The organism is Serratia ureilytica (genome assembly GCF_013375155.1).
Lineage (GTDB): Bacteria > Pseudomonadota > Gammaproteobacteria > Enterobacterales > Enterobacteriaceae > Serratia > Serratia ureilytica.
In genome coordinates this window covers 1-21,927 of sequence record NZ_JABXOF010000015.1, presented here as the reverse complement: position 1 = coordinate 21,927, position 21,927 = coordinate 1, and the positions used below count along the sequence as shown (strand labels likewise).

Annotated in this window: 24 protein-coding genes; all 24 read right to left on the bottom strand. The window is 55.1% G+C overall.

Going from position 1 to position 21,927, the window contains the following annotated elements; genetic code table 11:
* Window positions 1–658 precede the first annotated feature (658 nt).
* A complete protein-coding gene (locus HWW83_RS23210; protein ID WP_147880856.1) occupies window positions 659–1,417 on the bottom strand; it encodes a TIGR03747 family integrating conjugative element membrane protein in 759 nt (252 codons plus the stop codon).
* Window positions 1,398–3,512: a type IV conjugative transfer system coupling protein TraD gene (traD, locus tag HWW83_RS23205; RefSeq protein WP_176589587.1), complete on the bottom strand. Its 2,115-nt coding sequence runs from the start codon at window positions 3,510–3,512 to the stop codon at window positions 1,398–1,400. The genes HWW83_RS23210 and traD overlap by 20 nt, the downstream gene beginning before the upstream one ends.
* Entirely contained in the window at window positions 3,505–4,131 is a 627-nt protein-coding gene (locus tag HWW83_RS23200; protein ID WP_089186720.1) for a restriction endonuclease, read from the bottom strand. The genes traD and HWW83_RS23200 overlap by 8 nt, the downstream gene beginning before the upstream one ends.
* Window positions 4,128–4,652, bottom strand: coding sequence for an integrating conjugative element protein (locus HWW83_RS23195; protein ID WP_060558297.1), 525 nt, complete (start codon window positions 4,650–4,652; stop codon window positions 4,128–4,130). Before HWW83_RS23195 ends, HWW83_RS23200 begins: the two co-directional genes overlap by 4 nt.
* A gap of 2 nt (window positions 4,653–4,654) precedes the next feature.
* The gene (locus HWW83_RS23190) at window positions 4,655–4,882 is read right to left on the bottom strand and encodes a hypothetical protein (RefSeq protein WP_176589586.1); all 228 of its coding nucleotides are present in this window, start codon (window positions 4,880–4,882) and stop codon (window positions 4,655–4,657) included.
* Window positions 4,879–5,061 (bottom strand): hypothetical protein, encoded by a 183-nt coding sequence (locus HWW83_RS23185; protein WP_176589585.1) that lies wholly within the window; start codon window positions 5,059–5,061, stop codon window positions 4,879–4,881. Before HWW83_RS23185 ends, HWW83_RS23190 begins: the two co-directional genes overlap by 4 nt.
* Before the next feature lie 2 nt (window positions 5,062–5,063).
* Window positions 5,064–5,756: a transglycosylase SLT domain-containing protein gene (locus tag HWW83_RS23180; RefSeq protein WP_176589584.1), complete on the bottom strand. Its 693-nt coding sequence runs from the start codon at window positions 5,754–5,756 to the stop codon at window positions 5,064–5,066.
* Window positions 5,735–6,445, bottom strand: a complete 711-nt coding sequence (locus HWW83_RS23175; protein WP_089186715.1) for a TIGR03759 family integrating conjugative element protein — start codon at window positions 6,443–6,445, stop codon at window positions 5,735–5,737. Before HWW83_RS23175 ends, HWW83_RS23180 begins: the two co-directional genes overlap by 22 nt.
* A 10-nt stretch (window positions 6,446–6,455) precedes the next feature.
* Entirely contained in the window at window positions 6,456–7,199 is a 744-nt protein-coding gene (locus tag HWW83_RS23170) for a hypothetical protein (RefSeq protein WP_176589583.1), read from the bottom strand.
* Window positions 7,196–7,828 carry a PFGI-1 class ICE element type IV pilus protein PilL2 gene (gene pilL2, locus HWW83_RS23165; RefSeq protein ID WP_176589582.1) on the bottom strand — a complete coding sequence of 211 codons (633 nt, stop codon included), beginning with the start codon at window positions 7,826–7,828 and terminating at the stop codon, window positions 7,196–7,198. Before pilL2 ends, HWW83_RS23170 begins: the two co-directional genes overlap by 4 nt.
* 145 nt (window positions 7,829–7,973) lie before the next feature.
* On the bottom strand, window positions 7,974–8,414 hold the full coding sequence (locus HWW83_RS23160) for a DUF29 domain-containing protein (protein WP_060558282.1): 441 nt from the start codon (window positions 8,412–8,414) through the stop codon (window positions 7,974–7,976).
* Window positions 8,415–8,492: 78 nt separating this feature from the next.
* Window positions 8,493–8,978, bottom strand: a complete 486-nt coding sequence (locus tag HWW83_RS23155; protein ID WP_176589581.1) for a single-stranded DNA-binding protein — start codon at window positions 8,976–8,978, stop codon at window positions 8,493–8,495.
* A 73-nt stretch (window positions 8,979–9,051) separates the two neighbouring features.
* Window positions 9,052–9,519: an STY4534 family ICE replication protein gene (locus HWW83_RS23150; protein WP_060558277.1), complete on the bottom strand. Its 468-nt coding sequence runs from the start codon at window positions 9,517–9,519 to the stop codon at window positions 9,052–9,054.
* A gap of 674 nt (window positions 9,520–10,193) precedes the next feature.
* On the bottom strand, window positions 10,194–12,233 hold the full coding sequence (locus tag HWW83_RS23145) for a DNA topoisomerase III (RefSeq protein ID WP_176589580.1): 2,040 nt from the start codon (window positions 12,231–12,233) through the stop codon (window positions 10,194–10,196).
* A 13-nt stretch (window positions 12,234–12,246) separates the two neighbouring features.
* Complete coding sequence (locus HWW83_RS23140) at window positions 12,247–12,819, bottom strand: hypothetical protein (RefSeq protein WP_176589579.1); 573 nt, start codon at window positions 12,817–12,819, stop codon at window positions 12,247–12,249.
* Window positions 12,816–13,547 carry a PFL_4669 family integrating conjugative element protein gene (locus HWW83_RS23135; protein WP_176589578.1) on the bottom strand — a complete coding sequence of 244 codons (732 nt, stop codon included), beginning with the start codon at window positions 13,545–13,547 and terminating at the stop codon, window positions 12,816–12,818. The genes HWW83_RS23140 and HWW83_RS23135 overlap by 4 nt, the downstream gene beginning before the upstream one ends.
* A 324-nt stretch (window positions 13,548–13,871) precedes the next feature.
* Entirely contained in the window at window positions 13,872–15,152 is a 1,281-nt protein-coding gene (locus HWW83_RS23130; RefSeq protein ID WP_176589577.1) for an STY4528 family pathogenicity island replication protein, read from the bottom strand.
* A gap of 113 nt (window positions 15,153–15,265) precedes the next feature.
* Window positions 15,266–15,529 (bottom strand): ParE family toxin-like protein, encoded by a 264-nt coding sequence (locus HWW83_RS23125; protein ID WP_043143926.1) that lies wholly within the window; start codon window positions 15,527–15,529, stop codon window positions 15,266–15,268.
* Window positions 15,526–16,155 (bottom strand): DUF2857 domain-containing protein, encoded by a 630-nt coding sequence (locus tag HWW83_RS23120; RefSeq protein WP_147880868.1) that lies wholly within the window; start codon window positions 16,153–16,155, stop codon window positions 15,526–15,528. The genes HWW83_RS23125 and HWW83_RS23120 overlap by 4 nt, the downstream gene beginning before the upstream one ends.
* A gap of 205 nt (window positions 16,156–16,360) precedes the next feature.
* Window positions 16,361–17,083 carry a DUF2786 domain-containing protein gene (locus HWW83_RS23115; RefSeq protein WP_176589576.1) on the bottom strand — a complete coding sequence of 241 codons (723 nt, stop codon included), beginning with the start codon at window positions 17,081–17,083 and terminating at the stop codon, window positions 16,361–16,363.
* Window positions 17,083–18,819 (bottom strand): ParB family protein, encoded by a 1,737-nt coding sequence (locus tag HWW83_RS23110; protein WP_176589575.1) that lies wholly within the window; start codon window positions 18,817–18,819, stop codon window positions 17,083–17,085. Before HWW83_RS23110 ends, HWW83_RS23115 begins: the two co-directional genes overlap by 1 nt.
* A gap of 2 nt (window positions 18,820–18,821) precedes the next feature.
* Window positions 18,822–20,171 carry an SPI-7-type island replicative DNA helicase gene (gene dnaB-PI / locus HWW83_RS23105; RefSeq protein ID WP_176589574.1) on the bottom strand — a complete coding sequence of 450 codons (1,350 nt, stop codon included), beginning with the start codon at window positions 20,169–20,171 and terminating at the stop codon, window positions 18,822–18,824.
* Complete coding sequence (locus HWW83_RS23100; protein ID WP_176589573.1) at window positions 20,164–20,829, bottom strand: hypothetical protein; 666 nt, start codon at window positions 20,827–20,829, stop codon at window positions 20,164–20,166. The genes dnaB-PI and HWW83_RS23100 overlap by 8 nt, the downstream gene beginning before the upstream one ends.
* Window positions 20,826–21,743: a ParA family protein gene (locus HWW83_RS23095; RefSeq protein ID WP_176589572.1), complete on the bottom strand. Its 918-nt coding sequence runs from the start codon at window positions 21,741–21,743 to the stop codon at window positions 20,826–20,828. Before HWW83_RS23095 ends, HWW83_RS23100 begins: the two co-directional genes overlap by 4 nt.
* Window positions 21,744–21,927: the final 184 nt, after the last annotated feature.

The following is a 21,927-nucleotide window of genomic DNA, read 5'->3' as shown; positions in this document are numbered from 1 at the left end:
AGCACTCCTTGATGATTTAGGGTGCTCTCAGGGTGCGATAGATGGGGCGGGAGGTCAGCGGATAACTCTTTATGGAATTTTGATAATTTTTAGCCAGGGGAAGCGCATGAAGCTAAATAAGCGGTCTGCAGACACTATTGTTGTACAAAGGCCTATTTTGTACATCAACAGCAATAAGAAAAGGAGGTATCAGTTTTGCACCGTTGGTAACACCAACGGCAGTAATACCAGTATCAGAATCAGCCCGACCTCATAAATGCATCACGACACTGAAAAGGAACATGGATCCCCCAATACACAAGATCGCAAATACTTGTAGGACACGTAACCAACGTTGAACACGGTTTTCCGGAGGGGCTTTCTCTAAAATAGGTTTAAGCAGTGTGGCTAGAATAACAGCCTCAAGAGCAATAACAGCGCAAATATACAGATTCATTCAACACCTCGGTTTCGATTAAATTGCAGAGCCACAAAAATATTTAGGGGGCATTCAGAGGACAATAAATGGTTCGAACAAGAAGGACAGTAGGAAACTCGTTATGAAATTTAGATGATTTTTAACCAGGGAATACTGCCGCGCCGCACGGCGGCTTGTCTGCTGACGGCAGCGCACAAAAGCCAGTTTTGTACGCCGCCGTCCAGCCTGGATTTCAGGCACCTACAAATATTTCTTAAACGACGCTGTCGTCACTGTCACCGCAATGCCGAGCAGGATAGCGGCCGGCAACAACAGCAGATTGGGGTATACCGCTGTTGGCCAGGACAAGTACAGCATGCAGGGGATATACACCGCCGGTTTCACCATCCGCTTGGCGTGGTGGTACACAAAGCTCGACTCATAGCCGGCACCGTAGCGCCGAATATCACGCCGCCCCAACCCCTCGGTCAGCGCAACCAGGACCACCAGGATAAACAGCGGGATGGACAGCACCAGAATGGTCACACGTACCAGGGTGATCACGGTGACGTACACCGTCGCCATCAGGTACTCTTTAAGCGTGGTAGCCAGCCAACCGCTCCAGCTGTTCAGCTCCCTGGCTACGGCATTCTGGCTGTGTACCTGCGTATCATACGCCTGCTTAATCCAGCCCAAAAAGCCGCTGTCCACGAAGGTCCATTGATACGCCGTCATAATCCAACGGGTGACGGTCACTGACGGTTCAGACAACAGCAAACTACGCGTGAATTCAGAGGACAGGTACCCCAACTCGGTGTTCATCACCGCTTCACTGTGCGACGCGCCAAGCTCTGGCCAGAAGAATGCCATCCCGACATATTCGATCACCAGGCTCACCAAAAGCGAAGCCAGGAACATACCGATCAGCATCCACGGCCAGCCCCACAGTACATTGTAAAACAGCCCATGCTTACGGGGTTGTACGGGCTGCTGAGGCTGATTATTCACCGCTTGCGACATTCAGCCCCCCTTTGATGGCAACATCCGGCATTACCGTGCTGGCAGACCACCAGGACTCACTGGTACGGTAGTTGCGCTGCATCTCCTCGGCAATCTTCTGCAGGTTCGTTGGCATAAGCGCATCATCCCTGTCACCGCTGGGCAGTGGCATCCGAATCTTCCACAGTTGACCGCCTTCCAGCAGCGCGAACGCCTGTCCTTTCGGAAGATTAATCACATCCGCCGGGGCAAGCAGTGGGGCTTTCACAGTACCGACACGGTCCTGGGTATTGGAGGTAAAATCCTGTCCCTTCTCCACATCGGCCGTATCGGCATGCCCTGATACCAGGGTTTTGGTGTAAATATCCACTTCCGGCAACTGTGTCGTCAGCAGCTGTGCGGTACGGTTCTCACGCACACGGAGCATGATCAGGGTATTGAAGTTACCCGTGACCTGGGCAGCCTTCGCCGTGCTACCGATGCGGGCCTCGATATCCGACTCGGTTTGCGTGTAGGCCGTCACCTGCATACCGGCGCCGCCCCCTTTGTTGATAAGCGGGATAAATTCGTCCCCCATGAGTTCGTTGAACTCGTCACAGTGCAGGTTGATCGGCAGTTTACCGTCTGCCCGGGTCGGCAACCCGCCGTGCATACCGTGTTTATAGATATGACCGGCAACCGAAACCAGATCGGCAAACATGCTGTTACCAACCGCAGAAGCGACAACGCCGTCAGATAGTGCATCGAGCCCCACATAAACAATGCCGCGCTTACGAATGACCTGCTCCCAGTCAAAAATGGGCCTCGGGTCGCTCATATCCATGTAGTTAGGCGCCAGAAGCTCGGCGGTCTTGCCGGTGGTGAGTTTTTCCAGCAGCGGCAACAGGGACGCCACAATTTTATCGAAGTAGGTGCGGTCATAGCGCACGGCTGACCGCAGGCCATCCAGGATAGGGTCGTACAGTTGCTTGCCGGCTTCCGAGCTGAGGACCATTTCCACCGCCATGATTTTTATTGCGTTTGGCTGGCCCTGCATATTGCGCGGTACATCGTCCTCCGTCAGCACCTGCAGGCTGTTGTCGATTTGTTGCTGCAGCGCCGGCATACGCGCTTCAATCACTTTCTTCGCGTAGGTCTCATACAGCTCGCTGATGTTGTTCACGTAACGGGTGATCAACTGATAGTCCGGACGTTGCCCCAGGGCGACCAGGGCACGCGCCACAATATTGACGAATCGCCAGGCAAACTCACGGAACGCCGCACTGTTACCCTCCCCGCTCAATTGCCCGGAGATACGCCCGGCCACTTCGGACACACGCTCAAAGCGCCCGACGGCGTTATAGCGTGCCGAGATATCCGGCCAGCCCAGATGGAAGATGAACAGCTCATCTCCGCGGCCGGCTCGGTGCGCTTCCGCCCAGACTCGGCGGAGCAAATCCGCATCCCCTTTTGGATCAAACACAATGGTGATGTCACCGCGGCGAATATCCTGGGTGATCAGCAGTTCCGCCAGGCGGGTCTTACCGACACGGGTAGTGCCCAACACCAGGCTATGCCCTACGCGTTCGCCCAGTGCCATCGATACATCGAGCTCATCGGGTTCAATACCATGGATCGCCGGGTTCCCCCCGACCGGTGGCAGCGGCCGCACCGGGTTAAGCGGTGAATCAGTGCGCAGCAGTTGGGACAACCACGGCAGGGTGTATTCGATTTTAAGCTCCAGGCGGCGCGCCATCTGGTACAACTGCTGAGGCTGGACGTATTTTTCCACTTCCGGACGACGGGTATCCATCAGGCGCTGGGTGTGCTTTTGCTGCCAACGGAAACCCCGCCCTAGGAACAGCCGCTGCCGGCTCACCGGGATCTGTGCGCTAGTCATAACATAGCGCGGCAACCGACGCAGATTGCGGCGATAACGGACCACCCGCAGGCCCTGCCGTGCCCGTACCGCTGACAGCACCGCAAACCCGCCGGCAGTAACATAACTCACCGACGGCGCCAGGGCGACCGACCAGGGAGCAGCAAAACAAATCGCTGCCGCAGCACCGGCAACGATCGCGGTATTCAATTCTACCGCCGGGCGCAGCAGCGCTTCCATCACATGGCGATTACTCATGACGACCTTCCTTATCATTCAGGTTGGTGACCGAATTCACGGTTAAAAAAAACATCCACTCTGTATTGCCGGCAAGTAACGCCAGCAGCTTTTGGCCACTGACCAGGTGGACGTGGGGATGGTTCTGCAGCAAAGCATGGCTCAGTTGGCCGGTACGGCCGGTATGAATGAAAAAACCGTCGCAATGGTGATGTCTCAGCAATGCACCAAAACTCTTGATATGAGACGGTGTGATTGCCCGGCCGTACCGTTTGGCCTGGATGAAATAGGTCTTGCCTTCAATAATGACCTGACCGTCCAGGCCGCCGTCGCCGCTGTAGGAGGTATTGCGGATAACCGCATACCCCTGACGCTCGAACGCCAGGAGCAGCAGCTCTTCAAAAACGTAGGGATTGATTTTGCGCAGATAGGCCAGACGCTGACCATTGCCGCCCAACTGGGGCAGTCGCTGCAGAACACGGGCAGCAGTCGCACGGTAACGCCGGTGGCGGCGTACGGAGGCCGACTCACGGCCACGCAGATTCAACCCGGCCATCACCGCAATAAACAGCCCTGTCAGCAGGACGGCCAGCACCGGATTCGCCATCAGCGCGATACCGACATGCTGCGGAGACATCATGGTGTAACCTGCTGGGACAAACCGGTATCGGTGATGAGTACCGGGTAATTCGACAGCTGCAGCCGGCGCGCCAACTCACTGCCGGAGGCTGGCGCCATCGGTACCCCCGGCGCCAGCTCACGCAGCGCCTGCAGGGCAGGCAGGTTACTGACGTTAACGACGAGACCCGCAGCATGCCGGGATTTGAGTTGTTCCGCATTCGCCTGCAGCCAGAGACGACTGGCATCGTCATCCCCCACAATAAACAACGAACCAATCCCCGGTAACTGCAGCGGTCTGTCAGCCACATCGCCGGGTGTCAGCTCTGGCGTTGCCACAGGCAACGCGGCAGCCTCGGCCTCAGCGGGCGATGCCGGCGCCGGCGGCACGACCGGAGACGATTGCGCTCCCTCCTGACGGTTGATACCTTCAAAATATGGCGAAGCATCTTCACCACCGATATCGGCGATCACGTTCAGGTTGGCCAGCGCAGTGGTGGTCACCAGACTCAGGCCGAACAGCAGGAAATTCACTTTTTTCATAATTATGTGTTCCTCAGTATGAATTCCAACTCTGCTACGCGCTGCTCGGCATTTTCCGCTCGTTCTTCCTGAGCCAGTGCCTCCGGCGTAAACCCCGATTGCAGCTGAGACTCCAGCTCTCCGAGGTGCTGATGCGATTTTTTCAGCACTGCAAACACAGCGAGTACGTCAGCACTGGCAACAACGGTGTTGCGTTCTGCCAGGTTTTTAATCATCTCAAGCGTTTTCATGCGTCCTCCTGCTCATGGCCATCGAGTAGCTCAAGCAAAGCGCCGATGACTTCAGGGTTAGCGGCAGGCATCCATCCAACGGTGATTTTCCCGCCTTTCGACTGCTGCCATGTAGCCAGCGCCGCCGGCAATTGGTCTTTCAGTTCTTCCAGTTGCTTCGTCAAACTAACGTTCATCATGCTTACTGGCTCCGTGGTTCAACCCACGTCAGCGCCACCGTTTGTGCCGGTAACGCCGTGGGCGTGGGGGTTGTACTGATCTTCCGATTCGGAGCGGAACCCCTGCCGTTCAGGCGTGCCAGCTTGCCACTCACGATGGATTTATACCGGGCTGCCGGTGCGCCGCCGGCGGGATGGTGATAACACCCGGCGGCAACCAGCCAGCTTCCGGGATTGCGGTCATAGCATTCCCGCAGGATGGCCGCTGCCGCGTTGAGATTGGTGTAAGGGTCAAACGCCTCCCAGGTCGACGTGAAGTGATGGCCGTTCCAGCCCAGATTGACCTGGGCAATACCGACATCGATGCGCTTGCGAGGATGTGTTTTCAAAAAGCGCTGCAGTGCTTCCCAGGCCTGCAGGCGGCTGGCGTAACGATATCCTTTGCCGGCCACGTTAATGGTCCAGGGCCAGGGACGCTCAACATCCGGGGCCGGGCCAGCCCCGCGAGTCACCGAGATGATGCTTTTCGGCGCCATCGATGTCTCGGCCAGTGCCACCGAGTACAGGGACTCCGGCGGCACCCCGTGGCGCAGCGCCACCTCCCGATAACCGGAAGGAACCTGTTGGGTGGCGGCGTGAACGACGCCACCGCTCACAACGGTGAGGAGGGCAAACAGGGGCAATAGCCCCCGGGTCAGAATGCGGCGAGTGTCCATCCGTTTTCCCCTTGTTGCAGCACCACTGGCATCAGGCCGTTGCCGAATTTCATCCAGCGGCCACCGTCATGATTCAGCGTGATTTGACGTGCGCGTACCTTGTCGACGGGAATGTGATGCGCCCGGGCCCACTCGCGCAGCAGACTGTCATTACCCTTGCTGTCAACCAGGTAAATGTCGACCGGCCGGTTATCTGCCAGCACCGCCGCCAGGCGTGCATCGCACTGCCCGCAGTCCTTCGCTTTCACGAACAGCGCCAGTCGCCCGCCGGTGTCATGTGCGATACCGGCCGCATTCCCCATGTTCACCGGCAACACACCAAGGCGCTGCCAGGCCGCATCCACCTCACGCTGGAACTTGAGTTCTTTTTCTGTGCGGGCGAACTCCTGCTTTACCCACAGCTGCGCGTACTTTTTACGTTCGGCATCGCTCTGTGCCTCGATACCAAGGGCAGTTAACGGATCAAGCCCCGGAGACTGCGTCCCGCGAGGGCCATCCATCAACTGCTGATAACGCTGGTACTCTTCCCCACTGAGGCCCCACTGTCTGCCCTGCTGCGCCGTCTTGTTGGCCTGGCTCTGCTGAATCTCGCTCAGGGTAGACTGGCTGTTCTCAATAGTCGTCTGCTGCGCTGCCTGTGATAACGGGCTCAGCAGCATCAGGGCAATCACGCTGTATTTCAGTTTCATCATCTTCTCCTTACTGAGCGCTGACAGTCTGCAGGCGGCCGTTCACACGAAATGTCGCCTGCCCATAGCCGGCACTGACCAGGATCCAGCCGGCGACCGACTCCCCTTCCCCGATTAACCGCACCTGCGACAAATCACTGAACCCCAGCGGCGCCACAGCCGCAAAGGCCGATGTCCCGCGCTGCTCAACCCCGGTCAGCACGAATGGCGCTTTGCGCGCCGTACGAGGTACCGCATTACGCGGGGAGGATTTAATTGGCGTGGGCTTGTGCTTTGGGATGATTTTGGCGGTGGCTGACGGTGCAGCGGGTACGTCCGTTGAGGGTGCCACTGCCGGTACAGGCTTTTCAGTCGCTGACTTTTTCACGGATTCGATGCTGTCTTTCAGCGCATTTAACTCAACCTGTTGCACCTGCAGCTGCTGCTCAAGTTTCTCCGGTAGCCCATTGGTTAACGTCAGCGCCCCAATCTGCCGCGTGATCGAGTCCTGGCGTTCAGCCAGGCTTTTAAGCTGTTTAGCCTGCGCCTGCAGCTCATCGGCCATAGAGTTCATGCCATCCTGCGGTGCCAGTGCTTTCTGTGCCTGCTCAAGCAGGGCAATACGCTGGTCGATATGCCTGATAGCCCCTGAACCGACGAGGCCTGCAACCAGGACAACAACAACGCCGGCCGTTGTCCCCCAGAAGGCCCTGCTGCGAAGCAACCCTTTTTTTGCCGGTGTCATCGGCATCATTTCATCATTTTGCTCAGTCATTTTTTCAGCCACCCGCCGGTTGCCGGTACCGTGTTAACGGACTGAGGTGCTATGACCGTCGCAGCAGGATGCGCTGAAACCGCCCTGGCTGGCGCCACCGTCAATGGCGGCAGCTGTGTCGCCGGCAACTGATACCCGTCACGCAGGCTGTGGCAGACAACACGTTGCACGTCGTCTACCTCAAGCTGCCACGCGGGGCCTGCCAGTACCTGCAGCGCGGTACGCAAACGCATCGGCCCCAGCTGGTACTGCACCGCCGGCAGCGCCTGGCGGTACAGCACGCCGTTTGCAGGTCCGGTCGCGCACAGGGAATAACCAGACTGGCGCAGTGCATAACGCAACGCGTCAGCCACCGTCGGTTTTACTGATGCCGGAATACGGATATCGATGATTTGCGAGAGCGGATCACGCTGAACGGCCGCCGGGTCGGTGCTGACCAGTAAATAACGGTCGTAGCGCACGACCTCAGGCACCTGCCCGTAAGCATCCGGGCTCACCGGTTGAACGTTGCGGGTGACGGTAACCGAAGGCGTGACAGGGGAAATATCGCGCTGCTGCAGTGGCTGCTGAGTAACGCACCCGGTCAGCATGAGTGCTGCCAGGGAAGAGACGAGAATTGTTTTTTTCATCCGGAAGATTTCCTGTTCAGTGACAATTGGCAGGTGTCACTGTGCGGTTACCGTCCAGGAGGCTCAATTAACAACTCTTTATTGCTAATCAAAAAAAACGCCAACCCGAAGGTCAGCGTTATCGAATCATGCTAACGAACCCAAATTAGGGTTCTGGGTAATAATCCTGGTTCAGGATCTGTTCTGCAGTCCAAATGCAAGAAGCGGGTAATTTATCCAGACCGATCCCCGTTTCTTTTGATGCTATAGCCAAAGCATCAAACCAGGTATCTTCCAACCACTCCCGATCGACCATAGCAACTTTCAGACTGGGGGTTTTCTTTAAACGGCGCTCTATCAAACCGCGTTGCCCCTTGATCGTCAGTTCCCAACTTGTACCACGGTGAGTAGGTTGAAATTGCCACTTCAGAAGGTGAGCCAGTAAAACCGCCATCCGGCTGGCCAGTTCGCGCTTTTCACTCTTGCCCACGTCCTCAATCTCCTCGGCAATGTTTTCGATATCCAATTGGCTAAGTTTACCGGCACGCAGTAACGCCGCCTGTTCATTCGCCCAGGCGACCACGTCGGTATCGTAACGAGTTCCCATGGGAGCCTCCGGTATAGTAGATAGAAAAACTGCACACAGCAGACGCTATGTGCAGTATGTCAATGAATGCCATCCAGGTCAAAATGGGATGTCATCATCAAAGTCCATCGGCGGTTCATTGCCGGCAGACGCCTGAGTGGGTGTGCCACTGTGGGTCGGTTGCTGAGGTTGCCCCCAACTACCAGACGCTGAGGGCCCCGGGTTATCGGTCTGACTACGACCACCCAGCATCTGCATCGTGCCGCCCTCGTTAACGACTACCTCGGTAGTGTAGCGATCCTGGCCACTCTGATCTGCCCATTTACGCGTGCGCAAAGCGCCTTCAATGTAGACCTGCGAACCTTTGCGTAAGTATTCGCCGGCAATTTCAGCGAGCTTGCCGAACAGCACGATACGGTGCCATTCGGTTTTTTCTTTCTGTTCGCCGGATTGTTTATCACGCCAGGTCTCGGAAGTCGCAAGCGACAGGGTGGCAACCGCGCCACCATTTGGCATGTAACGGACTTCCGGATCCTGCCCAAGGTGGCCAATCAATATGACTTTGTTAACGCCGCGAGACGCCATAATCAAATCCTCATAGGGAATAGAGTTAGAAAGGGGAAAAACGCCCCGAAAAATCGAGGCGTAAAGGGCGTTATCAGAAAGAGTTTTCCGCGTATTGTTGCTGTGCGGAACCTTGCTGAGGCGGCGTAGAGTCGGATTTCTCAGCCTGATATACCTTTTCCTGACCGATTTTGATCCAATCGACCTTGATAAGGCGGGCTTTGAGACTGACGCGCTGTTCACCGGCATGTTCGCCGCTGTTGAGCGTGAAGATGTCCGTCTTGGGATTGCTGAGTACAAAACCAATCAGGACCTTTTTGTCTTCATCAACCGATTTTTGACAGCGGTTGATCAGGCTGCTGGCTTCTTTACCGGCGACCGTCACATCGAAACGCGTGTAACTGGCGTTATCGGTAGGACCGGAGAGTCCATTGACGACACAGCTGATAAAGGTGCCATTCGGGCCATTGACTTGACGAATGTTGCTGAGGTACCCCATGCCCTTGATAGTCAGGTTGAAGTATTCAGTTTTAGTAGATGCTTGCTGTGATTGGGTAGACATGATGTTTTCTCCAGGAGTAAAGATTCGGTGACGGAGAAATACACCTTCCCGACGGGAAAGTGTTTCCCGTCGGGAGTCTGCAAAGTCATACGTCAGTGCAGACAGTCTTGATTGTGAAATGGGCCTTCATCACCGCTAAGTGATCCCCGTTCTCAAAGGCTAAACGGTGTTACCGCCACGTGGGCTTCCTCTTTCAGGCTACGAGGCTATTGGCAGTCACCCGAGGGCGTTTCTCACAGACCGCTGAAACTTTGGCTGGCACTCACCCGAAGGCGCTTCTCACAGAGTGCTGAAGCATTGGCTGGTTGTCCGAAGACAACAAGTAAGCCTGTTCATTTTTAATGCAAGCATCGAGAGTGTCAACCGCAATATTCCGTTTTGAGAACCATAAAATAAAAACGGCGTTGATCCGAAAATCAACGCCGCACGGCCGGTACCTGAGCCTTCAGTAAATTCTGTCAAACTCCGGGGAGGAACCTAGTCTCCCGACGCGTTTTTCACGGAGTTGCCTGCGTCTTGACAGCCAACCTGAGTGTGGAGGCCGCTGACCGAACTGAAGCAGAAAAAACCATGGAAGAATTTTCCCACCACCGCAGTTACGGGGTACCTATGCATTCTGCAAGAAAGCCAGATAACCTTAGCAAATCTTCCTAACATTAACATCAGGCAATCTCTTACTCCGCTCCGGTTGTTTTATTTTTAGCCGGTGATTTTGTTTTATAGCGCTTGGCCTTACGACCACCTTTTGCATCAATGTTGATGATACCCTGGCAAGTGGGATAATGACTGCAGCCCCAGAAGGCACCGCCACCTTTCTTGCCTGCACGCCGGCGCATCGTCCCACCGCATGTCGGGCACGGCGGTGAAGGAGGCGCAGTGAACTTCACCGCCTGCGTCTTCCCTTTCTCCACTAGATGGCTCGTCCACTGTGCCTGGCGACTCATGAACGTCTCGAGTGTCATCTGGCCCTGGGCAATCTCGTCCAGCGACTGCTCCCACAGCGCCGTCATCCCAGGGTTGGTCAGCGCCGTCGGTAACGCATCTATCAGTTCGCCGGCAATCGGCGTGGAGAGCAGGATTTTTCCCTTTTTCTCCAGGTAGCCGCGTTTAAACAGCGTTTCCAGGATACCGGCACGTGTCGCTTCAGTACCCAGTCCCGCATTCTCTTTCAGCACCTTCTTCAGTTGCGGGTCACTGACGAACGCCGCAGCATTTTTCATGGCGGCGATCAGTGTCCCGTCAGTAAAATGCCCCGGGGGCTTCGTCTGCAGCGTTTTAAGCTCCGCGCCGGCAACCGCGACGGATTCACCTTTTACCAGCGCCGGCATCCGGACATCATCCGTGTCCGCCGGCTCCTCTTTCACCTCGCTCACGCCATGCTGGAACAGAGCTTTCCAACCTACCACCGCCTCGACCTTGCCACGGGTGCGGAACAGTTGCCCGCCGATATTAAAGGTAGCCTCAGTCACATCCACTTCATGCAAGGGCAGGAACTGTGCCAGGTAATGCTGACGGATCAGCTGATAGACCTTCAGCTCATCGGCAGACAGCTTGCTCAAATCGAACGGCTGCTTAGTCGGGATAATCCCATGGTGCGCCGTGATTTTTTTGTCGTTCCAGATGCGGGAAACAAAGGCCCTGTCGAGCCTGGCCACGTTTTCGCTCTGCGTTGGATCCGTGCGGGTAACCGCACTCAGCACATCGGCAACATCTTCCCGCATCGATGTCGGCAGATAGCCGCAATCCGTCCGGGGATATGTGGTCGCTTTGTGCGTTTCATACAGCGACTGCGCGATACTCAGCACCTGGTTTGCGCTCATCCCCCACTTGCGTGAGCAAGCCTGCTGCAGCGTCCCCAGGTCAAAGGCCAGCGGCGCGGACTCTTTCTTACGCTCGGTCCCTACCTCAAGCACAACCGCATGACCTGTTTGCTGACACAGCTGCACCACGGCCTGCGCCACATTCTGCTGAATACAGCGCTTCTCTTCATCGCAGTAGTTGGCAGCCGGCACCCAGTTCGCAGGAAAAGTAATGCCATCCTTTTGCAGGTTCGCCCTGACTTGCCAGTACGGCTTGGAAATAAAGTTGGCGATTTCGCGGTCACGGTTCACGACCAGCGCCAGCGTGGGGGTCTGTACCCGCCCGATCGACAACACCTCGCCGTATCCCTGTTCCCTCGCCTTTAGAGTATAAAGTCGGGTCAGGTTCATCCCCGTCATCCAGTCAGCCCGGGCGCGTGCCAGGCCGGCCTCATACAGGGGTGCAGTCTTCTCGCCAGGGAGTTTGTTTGCCAGAGCATGCCGGATACTGGCCTCGTCCAGCGCAGACAACCAGAGCCGTTGGACCGGGCCGGTAAAGTGGCAATGCTCCAGTAATTCGCGTGCGATCACTTCCCCCTCACGATCCGCATCGGTCGCAATCACTACAGAATCAACTTGTTTGAGCAACCCACGGATGACCGCAAACTGATCGGCAGTGTCTTTTTTTACCGTCATTTTCCACTGAGCAGGCACGATAGGCAGCACAGACTCCCGCCAGGGGTTACCGAATTGTTCACCGTAGGTCTCCGGCTGAGCCTGCTCCAGCAGGTGCCCGATAGCCCAGGTAACGATGACGCCGGCGCCCGCCAGATAGCCCTGCTTACGCTGGGTCGCCCCGAGAATGGCGCCGATATCTTTACCCTGGCTGGGTTTCTCACACAGGTAGAGCTGCATCAGATAACCTCCCTCAGCCCTGACCTTTGGCAACCTGCTGCAACTGCGTCATCAGTCTCCCAAGGTAAGCATCGGTCAGGTGTGACGCATCCGGTGAGCTGTATGTCACTTTCAGACGGCTGCCAACGCCGGACTTGACCACTTCGAGCTCAAGGCGATCATTGCCTTTCCATTCCTGCCCCATCTTGTAATAACTGCCCCGATTTGCTGACCAGACCGGACGTGCTTCATCAATGGAGCTCGCACTCCAGTCACCGTGCTGATCACGCTGGCGCAGACTTTCAAGCTCCTCGGAGGAGATGAACTGATAATGACTTTTCAGCCGCGCCGCCGCGGTATCAACGTCCACCGGGAGGCTATACGTATGTTGCACGTCCTGCCGGGGCCCCGAAATACCGGCCCGGGTCATCCAGGGCATGCTACCCTCACTGGAGCCGCCGCTGCCACCGGTTGCCAGCGAATGGGCAGCGTCACTGATTTTTTTGTTCCATTCACCCAATTCGGTGCCTGCGCACCCCGTTAACAATAACGCGGTGCAGAGTACACCTGGCATAAAAAAAGACGTTACCTGTCGATTCATACTCATGATTTAGCTCCTTTTTTAGAGGAAATTAATGCAGAGGTCTTGAGTGGTGGAGAGAAAGAGGAGCGTATTGCGCCCGACATAATATCTTCGTCAGGCATACCCAAACGGGTGATCGCATCCTTACCTGCGGGCGTTTGAAGGCGAATATCATCACGCGTTACAGCTACAGATCGATACTGCTGCACAACCCCATAAACCTGCCGTACCCAATGCCCCCCCTGGCTCAGCAAGTCATCCCGCTTTTGACGGGAGATCAACCCATAGTGCCATGCCTGAAATGCTTTCATCGCCAGTTGATCAAAGCCAACGAGTAACCAGACACAACGATACCCGAGCGGAGTACGACTAAATACACCGATATTCAGCGGTGATACTGATGAGACTTCTGACATCGAGACCTGACCCGGCAAGCTGGATAAGACGTTATCAAGTTCTGCGACTGCACTCTGCAATCGCGCGGTGCCACGTTCAATAGCCTGCTCCAACGACAACATCGCGCCATCGGCATAAGGGTTGTCAGCGTTTGAATCAGCATTAATTTTCCCTGCTCGGGCGATGACCTGAGGCATGCTGACTATTTGTGGTTTATTTGACTCTTTCTCACGCTGCCGTCCCTCCCATAACAATATTGCATATTGTGTATGCAATTGGACGGTTAACGTCGATTTGAGCGCTCCTGCGCGAGTTGAAGAGGGTTTGTTTTCTTTATTGCTTGATGAATCAACCATTTTAAGCATCCTGTTTAACTTATGTGTGGCTTGAAATAGTTGCGCCAGCTTGTCCTGGCAACAATCCAAAACTCTTTTTGCATGACGAACAAAAACTCAAAAGGCTATCCCGTTCACTTCTATCCATTGCTGCCAGTGGCAACAGTGCATGCTTTTTAACCAGTGCTGCCAGTGGCAGCAGCGCGCACTTTTTAATCAGTGCTGCCAGTGGCAGCAGTGCATACTTTTTAATCAGTGCTGCCAGTGGCAGCAGTGCATACTTTTTAATCAGTGCTGCCAGTGGTAGCGCTGTGTGTTTTTTTGAACACCTCTTATTGTTCAGATTTATGACTTATTTTTTGCGCGTGCCATTCCCAAACGTAACTTCGCAACTATGTCGCTGACATGCTCCCGCGAAGCAAGGTGTTGGCGGACCGTATCTGTTGGTTTTGCGGGCGCCGCAGAGCAAGGTATTTGGCGTCGCGGTACAGGCCTGGCAGGTTCTGGGGATTTGGCACTCGCATACAATTCACCGTTTCTGGCGCGCTTGATGACCGCCAGCAGCCAGCCAGTGGGATTATTCAGGTTGCCTTTGGCCATTGCCTGCTCAAGACTCTCCAGCACCTGACGGGAAACCTCTGCAGGCAATGCCTTAAGCTGGACACCAATCTGCCGCTGATCATCCGTCGCTATGATGTTCTGCAGTTCGGCCGGCAACTCAGGTACGTACGTTGTTTTATTCACACTCTGTGTGAAAGAACGTACGTTACAGTTCGGTTTCGTTGATACACCGTAAGTAACTGATTTCACAATGAGTTCGGAAAGTGAACTCGGTGTTTTGCCTCCCTGTTTTACACTGAGTTCGGTATCCGAACCGGGCTTAATTTGACTCAGTTCGGTATCCGAACCCGGGGATTTCTTACTGAGTTCGGCGTCCGAACTGGGGATATTTTCCTGTCGTTGAGACACTCTGACGGCCATCTGTTGCGGGGTTTGTGGCGACCCCAGCCGTTCAGCAATCGCCGCCATCTGGGAATGCTGATGACGCATTGTCGGGTCATGTTGAATATCGGTCAGTACCGACCAGGCCGTCTGGCTGACGGTGCGGTTTTTATGCGCGCAGCCCATGGCGACCGTATCCAGCCAGGTCGGATCCAATGTCTCCGCATCACGGGCCGAGAGTGGTTCATCATGTTGGGCATAGATGTTGCCCTTCACCCGCCCCTTGTCGTCACGCACACGCCGGCACAAACTGAGCCAGCCGGTCAGGCGTAACATCAGCAGCACGCGGCTGACGGTCTCGCGGGACGCCTTACCGTTAAACGGCGAGGCGAGCTGCAGCTGCAGTTCGTCATAGGTCGGGAACACGGCGCCCTGGTTCTGTTGTGCGTACAGGCGGATCATTATCCACGCGGTTTTATCAAGCGGTGACAGGCGGGTGTCCAGGAGCAACCGGCGGGGGATGGAGTCATGCACATTGCCCATGTACAGCAGGCCGCTGCGCAGATTCGTGACATCGGGACTCCCCGCGTGCTTTTCCGCGCCTATTCGTTCCGCCAGGCGGGCATTCATTTGTTCGAGCGTAAAGGTGATCAAGCTGTCATCAGGTGTTTTATTTATGCTCATCGATTTTGCGCATCCTTTTACGCTGCTCCCGCCCACAGGGCGAAAGCATCAAGCGGTTGTTGGCCTAACGGCACTCAGGCCTGTACCCGATACCAGGTACAGGGTCAGTGTCATCACTTCCACAGTTCGTTGTTGTAGCGTTCATGGGTCAACAACTCCCAGTCATCACCACTGTTTCGGCTGAGCAGTCGCCAGCTGGTACCGATATCAATCTTCATCCAGGCTCGCCCGGGGGCGTGCTTGCCTTTGACATGAAGGTGCTTGTAGTTACGCTCCCCGCGGCGGAAGCGCCTGACCTGCTCCTTCGCCTTTCTCTGGCAGGATGGCGGCGCCGAACGGGGGACCTGCAAACCCGGCATTAACATCACAGGCTTCATGCCAGCCTCCTTGTATTTCCTCCCGGCGTAGCGCGTGGCGTACGCACCGCCTGAATGGCTTTTCTGGCGGTCGCCGTCTGAGGGGTATCGAAGCTGCGAACGGCGTGCCAGACAGCCGTCAGAGAAACATCTATCTGTTCGGCGGCCAGCATCATGACGTCCAGTCCATCGGCACTGGAGGCGTCATCGATGTCGGCCTTTTGCCACTGGCGCCACAAGGCGGCATTCTCATCGTCACTGAGCGCTGCACAGCGCCCCTGGCGAATGTTGATACCGGTCATGCGTCGGCGGGCGGCAACTTCAACGGTCGAGAGGCCAAAATAATGCTGCATCATTTCGATAGAGCCCCCCAACGCCAGTGCACGGTCAATCCGCTGCATGCGCTGCTGCTCACGGCGCGCATGTTGCAGCATCAGGGAGAAATTCTCGTGATGGATTTGGAAGGTCAGCACCGATACCGAGCTGTTCATCAAGTAATGCAGATCTTCAATGGTCAAACCGTGCAGCAGTTGCATCTCCTCCGTGGTCAGCCCCAGAGATTCACAGCGGCGGATATAGCCTGATTTAAGTTCCATCACGAGCTGAGTGAGCAGGCTGTTCGTCGCCTGAGACAAGCTATTACTCATAGTGATCCCCCCTGGATTTTGGAAAAATATCTCGAAAAAACAGCAAACAAGCATGCCAGCAACACCATGGAAACGAACAGGAATGGCAACGCTGAAATGAAGTTTTTGCCCTTGTCCTTAAACCACGTTCTGGGATCAGGAACGTCGCGCATAAACAGGAACCAAAAAATGAAGGACAGCATTGTGATAAGGAATAGATAAAGGTTCATGAATTGCGTCCTCCCTGATAACCAATGCCAGTGGTCGCAGCCCCCTGAACACCCTGGTGTAAACGGGCGTTCTGGCCTGCTTCGAATCCACGTAAACGGGCAATATCATCACCGCGGCAGGTTTTCGAGGCGCGCGTTTGCAGCTCCCCCATCTTTTGGCTTTCCAGCCAGGCTCCCATCAGCTCGCATTCCTGTTCTGACACGGTAAACGTCGTGATGACTCTGCGAACGCCGGCAACCCAGCCGGCACGAAACTGCTCAGCTCGGGCACGCCGCGTGCTCATTTTCAGGCGCTTATTCTGGGTTTTCAGGTAGTCTGCAGTCGCATCTTTCAACTGCCGGCTCAGCACATCGAACGCATAAGCCGCAACGGCCGGCCGCTCACTAAAACCGTAGAACGTCACGTTGCGGCGCGGGCCAGACTCGCTATCCCGCCAGGAAAAATACAAACGGCATCCAAAGGCGCGGGCAATCGCCCACGCCAGCCCGGACATCCATTCAGGCAGTTTTTGTTTCGCTTCGGAAGGCGCTCCCCGGCTCGGTGCCGTCTGAATAGATGACAGGCTGGCTTCCAGCTCGCTGATACCGTATTTCTCCATCAGTTTTTGCGCCCGGGCTAACGCCAGTCCAGTCTCATGCGCATTACTGTTGCTACGGGCCAGCTCTAGCAGTTTTCGCACCAGTTTCACCAGGCGCACCTGTCGTTGTGAATGGCTCATCAGGCTGTCTCCTCTGTTGCAGATAAGTCACGCTGTAGTTCACGCAGACGGCGTAAGACGCGAATAAGGCGCATCAATTTCACGGCATGAATATCATCAAGCAACGGCCAGTCAGCAGCATTTTCCGACCCGATGAGGGCTTCATTGAGCGAGCTGGATAAGGCGCCGTCCGGGTTGTTGCCGGCAAGGGTCAGGAGTAACGCGGTGAAGCGAGAGGGACGTTCGGCAGTCAATGCGTAGCCGGCAGCCTGCAAGTCGGCTTTATCAGCTTTGATTTCAGCCTCGCAGCCCGCCACTTCGGCCAGTTCGAATGCCAATCGGAAGGTGATCACCTGCAGGTGCTCGATATCATCCTGCAGGGAAGAAATAGCCCAAATGGAGGAGACCGGCTCAAGCCCTACCTCGGCAAAAGGCACCTCTGCAACAGGGGTTACACCTTGCTTTGGCTGTGCCACGGTATTGCTGTGAGGGGCTGTCGACTCACGAGGGTCCGACAGGGGGACGCTGGTATTCTCACCATCTAAAGCCGTTTCAACGTCACCCGACAACACAGAAGGCGCACCATATAGGTCAGGCTGAGTTTCAACACGTGGTTCAGTTTGAGTTGCAGGCGTTTCCTCTTCCTGAACGTTCTGTGATTCATCATCGGCATCTCCCGTTGATTCATGCAACGCGCTGTCCAGAACCAAAGAAGATCTTTCTCCCTGTACTTCAGGTACCGTCGGTCCGCCGGTATTTCCCTGCTGCAGTGCTGGCGCCAGTTCGACAGTATTGCCTTCGCCTGACAGCTCAGGCGTTAATGCCGGCTCAGGCTCACCGAGGTGCTTGCGCCGGTTTTGCTCTTTGGGATCGAGCTCCAGTAGCCAGCGGTCATAATTGAGCAACGGGTGTGGCAACGCGTTGATGAGCGCACCAATCAACTCATCACGGAACATATCCAGCGAATAGTCCTCGGGCGAATCAAAATGGCTGCATACATCACCGAAAACGGTATCAAATGGCTGCTTTGGTTCTTGGGTAATACAGTGCTTCTGCCACGTGGTTTCTGCATGGGATCGCATAGCCAGCAACTGCAGAATTTGTGGACGCCCCAGGCCTGTCTCCAATAAGTGAGGCATATAGGGATACAGGTACTGCACCGCATCCTCCATCCGACTGATACTGGAATTATGGACGGGGTAACCTTGTGCGGTAAGAAGTGTCGAGAGTTCACGCAGTGAGACGGCTTTCCCCAACTCCGCTTCATATAAAGCCCGGGCCTGTCGAATGCCAAACGCTTTTTCAATGAAGCTCAGATCACCACGTACCTCATTCTCGGCAAGATGACCAATCACGCAGGATAATCGTCCTGGCCAGGGCTTGAATACACAAGAGAAGCGATAAAACCGTTCTTCTCCCGTTTCCTGCCAGAGCTCGGAAAGAATGGCATAACGCGTATTCCCTCCATCACTGAAAAAATACCCCAGCTCTGGACGTTCCGGATCACGGGTCACCTTCGGTACCGTATCGAGACCTCGAGCTAGAATTGATGACTTAATTTCCTCATATCTCGGGTTACGCGAGGTTCGTGGGTTATCCGGATTCGGGTTCACTTCATCCAGGGTCAATACCAACGGCATTTCACTGACAGGGGTTTGCGCCAGCACAGGGGCTAAAGGTTGTGTGCCTGCTGCAGTCTTGCCCTGCTGGAGCAAAGCGCTGTTCAGATCGAGGATCTTGGTTTTAGTACGCACCATGGTTACGCCCTCCCCGAGTATTGGTCATACTGACCATCATGGAAGTCACTGAACGCGGTGAATTGCCCTTCAAACTTGACGCGAACGGTGCCCGTTGCCCCCTGACGCTGCTTACCAATGATAATTTCTGCCGTGCCGGCATCATCAGAGTCAGCGTAATAGACCTCATCCCGGTAGATGAAGGCGATCACATCGGCATCCTGCTCCAGCGCACCAGAGTCTCGCAAGTCACCATTAAAGGGACGTTTGTCAGCACGGTTTTCCAACTGTCGGTTCAGCTGAGATAGCGCCACAACGGGACAATCAAGTTCTTTGGCCAGCGCTTTCAGACTGCGGGAAATTTCTGAAATTTCCTGAGTGCGATTTTCCTGGCCAGGGCAACGCATCAGCTGCAGGTAATCGACCATGATTAAACCCGGATTACCATACAACCGGGTATAGCGCCGAGCCCTGGAGCGCAACAGTCCGGGGGTCAAATACGATTCATCGTCAATAATCAGGCGGTTTTCCAATGGCAACAACCGCTCCATCGCTTTGGAAATACGCGCCCAATCTTCATCATCCAACTGGCCGCTGCGCAGCCTTGAAAGTTCAACCCGCCCGTCAACAGCAATCAGGCGTTGGAGCAACTGCTCACGCGGCATTTCCAGGCTGAAGAAAAATGCAGGTTTCTCCGTGCCACGAAGCGCGCCAGTGTAAGCGCTCAACGCAAAGGCGGTTTTACCCATCGACGGCCGTGCGGCAAGCAAAACCAAATCTCCCGGCTGCAAACCACACGTCATCACATCGAGCTCAGAGAAGCCGGTCGGGGTGCCTGTGATCCCATTACCGCCATTCACCGTCTCCAGATAGGTCACGACAGCATTCAGCCCATCGGTCAGGCTGACATTCTGCTGTGAGTGGGTTTGCTCAGAGAGCAGGAACAATTGCTGTTCTGCCCTTTCGGTCAGGGCGGCAGAATCTGCGCGGGGATGAGCAGCATCAGCGCTCAATTCACGCCCGAGTTGCAACAGGCTACGCAGTCGGCTGCGTTCAGCGACAATCCCGGCATAGGCGACAATATTGGCTGCGCTCGGTGTGTTTTTAGACAACTCCGCCAGATAGGCAAAACCGCCGACCTGCTCGAGCTCACCGTTTTGTTCCAGTGACTCATGGAGCGTAATCAGATCAATCGGCTGCTGAACAGCCATCAGACGAGCCATCGCCTGGAAAATGCGACGATGCACCGCCAGATAAAAATCACGATCTCCAACTAATGGCAGAATGTCATCCCAACGCTCGTTATCCAGCATCAATCCGCCGAGAACGGCCTGCTCGGCATCTGGAGAATAAGGAATGTGCATATCAACCATGGCGCACCTCCGATCCTTCACCGTCAGTTGTTAACGGGTGCCCAAGAAAAGTCGGGCAGCAAGAACAGACACCCAGCCCAGTATCACGATTGACCTTGAGCCAACTGCATGATTTGCTGTTTTTATCCAGGCAAGCATGGCCATCTGTACAACCGCACCCTACGCAAGTTGCCCCTTTTAGGTGAGCATTCTCGGCATCGGTGCCACAGATATGCTCAAGAACCGCGGTGGCCTCATACGGAGCCTCGGCCATTTCGTGAAGACATTCAGCATCATAGAAGCTGGCAGCATGATTGGTTTTTGCCATCATCAACGCATGCATTTTCAACATGAGGCGCAGCGCATTCTCCGTGGTTTCCAAATTACGGTTAAGCACATTGACGTAAGCCAGTAGCTGTGGTGCTGCAGCGGCCAGATAACCATTAGCCCGTTGCTCCTCAAGACTCACATCACGGCTCCCACCGTTATCCGACCAGTGCTCAAGCCCAAGTTTTTCCCAGTCTGGAACAATCGCGACATTAGGGATTTCCACATGCTCGAAGCCGTTGACATCCACGACAGTGACGCCATCGCTATAGAGTTCAAGAACCTGCCAGGGTGCAGGTGCGGCTAACTCGCGCTGTTCATTAAGAAAGGTCACTAGCTGTTCAATATTCATTGATTTGCCTCCTGACGCAGAACGTCAAAGTCGGCAACCCAGTGAGGGAACAACTCGCAGGCCAGCTCATACATAGTGTCCGCAGCAGCGAGCGTTGATGTGCGTGTGGTGGTTCTTTCAAGACGATGAACTGGTTGGCCGGAAGCATGCCCCATTTTGTAAATTTCAAGCTTGGGAATGATGGTGTCGAGAAGGGAGACGTCGAAGGTATCTGCACGCAGATACTGCCCGTTTGCGATAATGCCGCGCAGACTGTTCAGGGTCTGCCAATCCAGATTCGTATACTCCATGCAATTCGTCAGAATACGGATACGCGGTAACGCAATGCCGTAGCTGGTCAGCGGCAATAATCCTTCCATCAACCCCAATGTGCCACGCAGAAACTCACGCGTATCCGGCAATATAGGCTTGATAACACCGACAGCGAACTCCGTACTGGCAACCAGAATCAGTTCGAGCATCACAGACGCCGCGCCTTTGGAGTCAATGATGATGACGTCGTACTCGTTGAACAAAGGGTGCTGCAGAACATTCTTCAGCCGCATACGGCCATCAGGGGCATGCAACATGGCGGAAGATAAACGGTCGTGGGGATCGTTGGAAACGATGACATCGAGATTAGGGATAACAGAACGGGAGATGATTTCTTCGGGTTGGTTGAGATCGACAGTCTTCATCAACAGTTCATACAAACCGTTGGGTGCCTCGTATTCCAGGGAGAAAATGCTGCTTGCGGTGGGTTGGGAGTGGTCACCATCGATGAGGAGAGTTTTTTTACCTGCATCGGCAAGGAAGCCGGCAAGGTTGGCGCTTTGAGTAGATTTACCTTCGCCCCCTTTGGTTGAGACCATAGGGATAACACGAGGCTTAGTACTGTTAGAAACAGTAGCGGCTTTTGTGACGATATTTTCCATGTGTACACTCGAATAAAGTATTCGATGAGTACAAATTCGATGCAGAAATTAATTTCACACTGCGATAATTCAACTTGCTAGCGAAGAGAGGATTGAAAATCCCCGTGTCCTTGGTTCGATTCCGAGTCCGGGCACCACTTATTCTGCATGAAAGCACGCTGGTTAGAGGTAATCCCTTTAACGG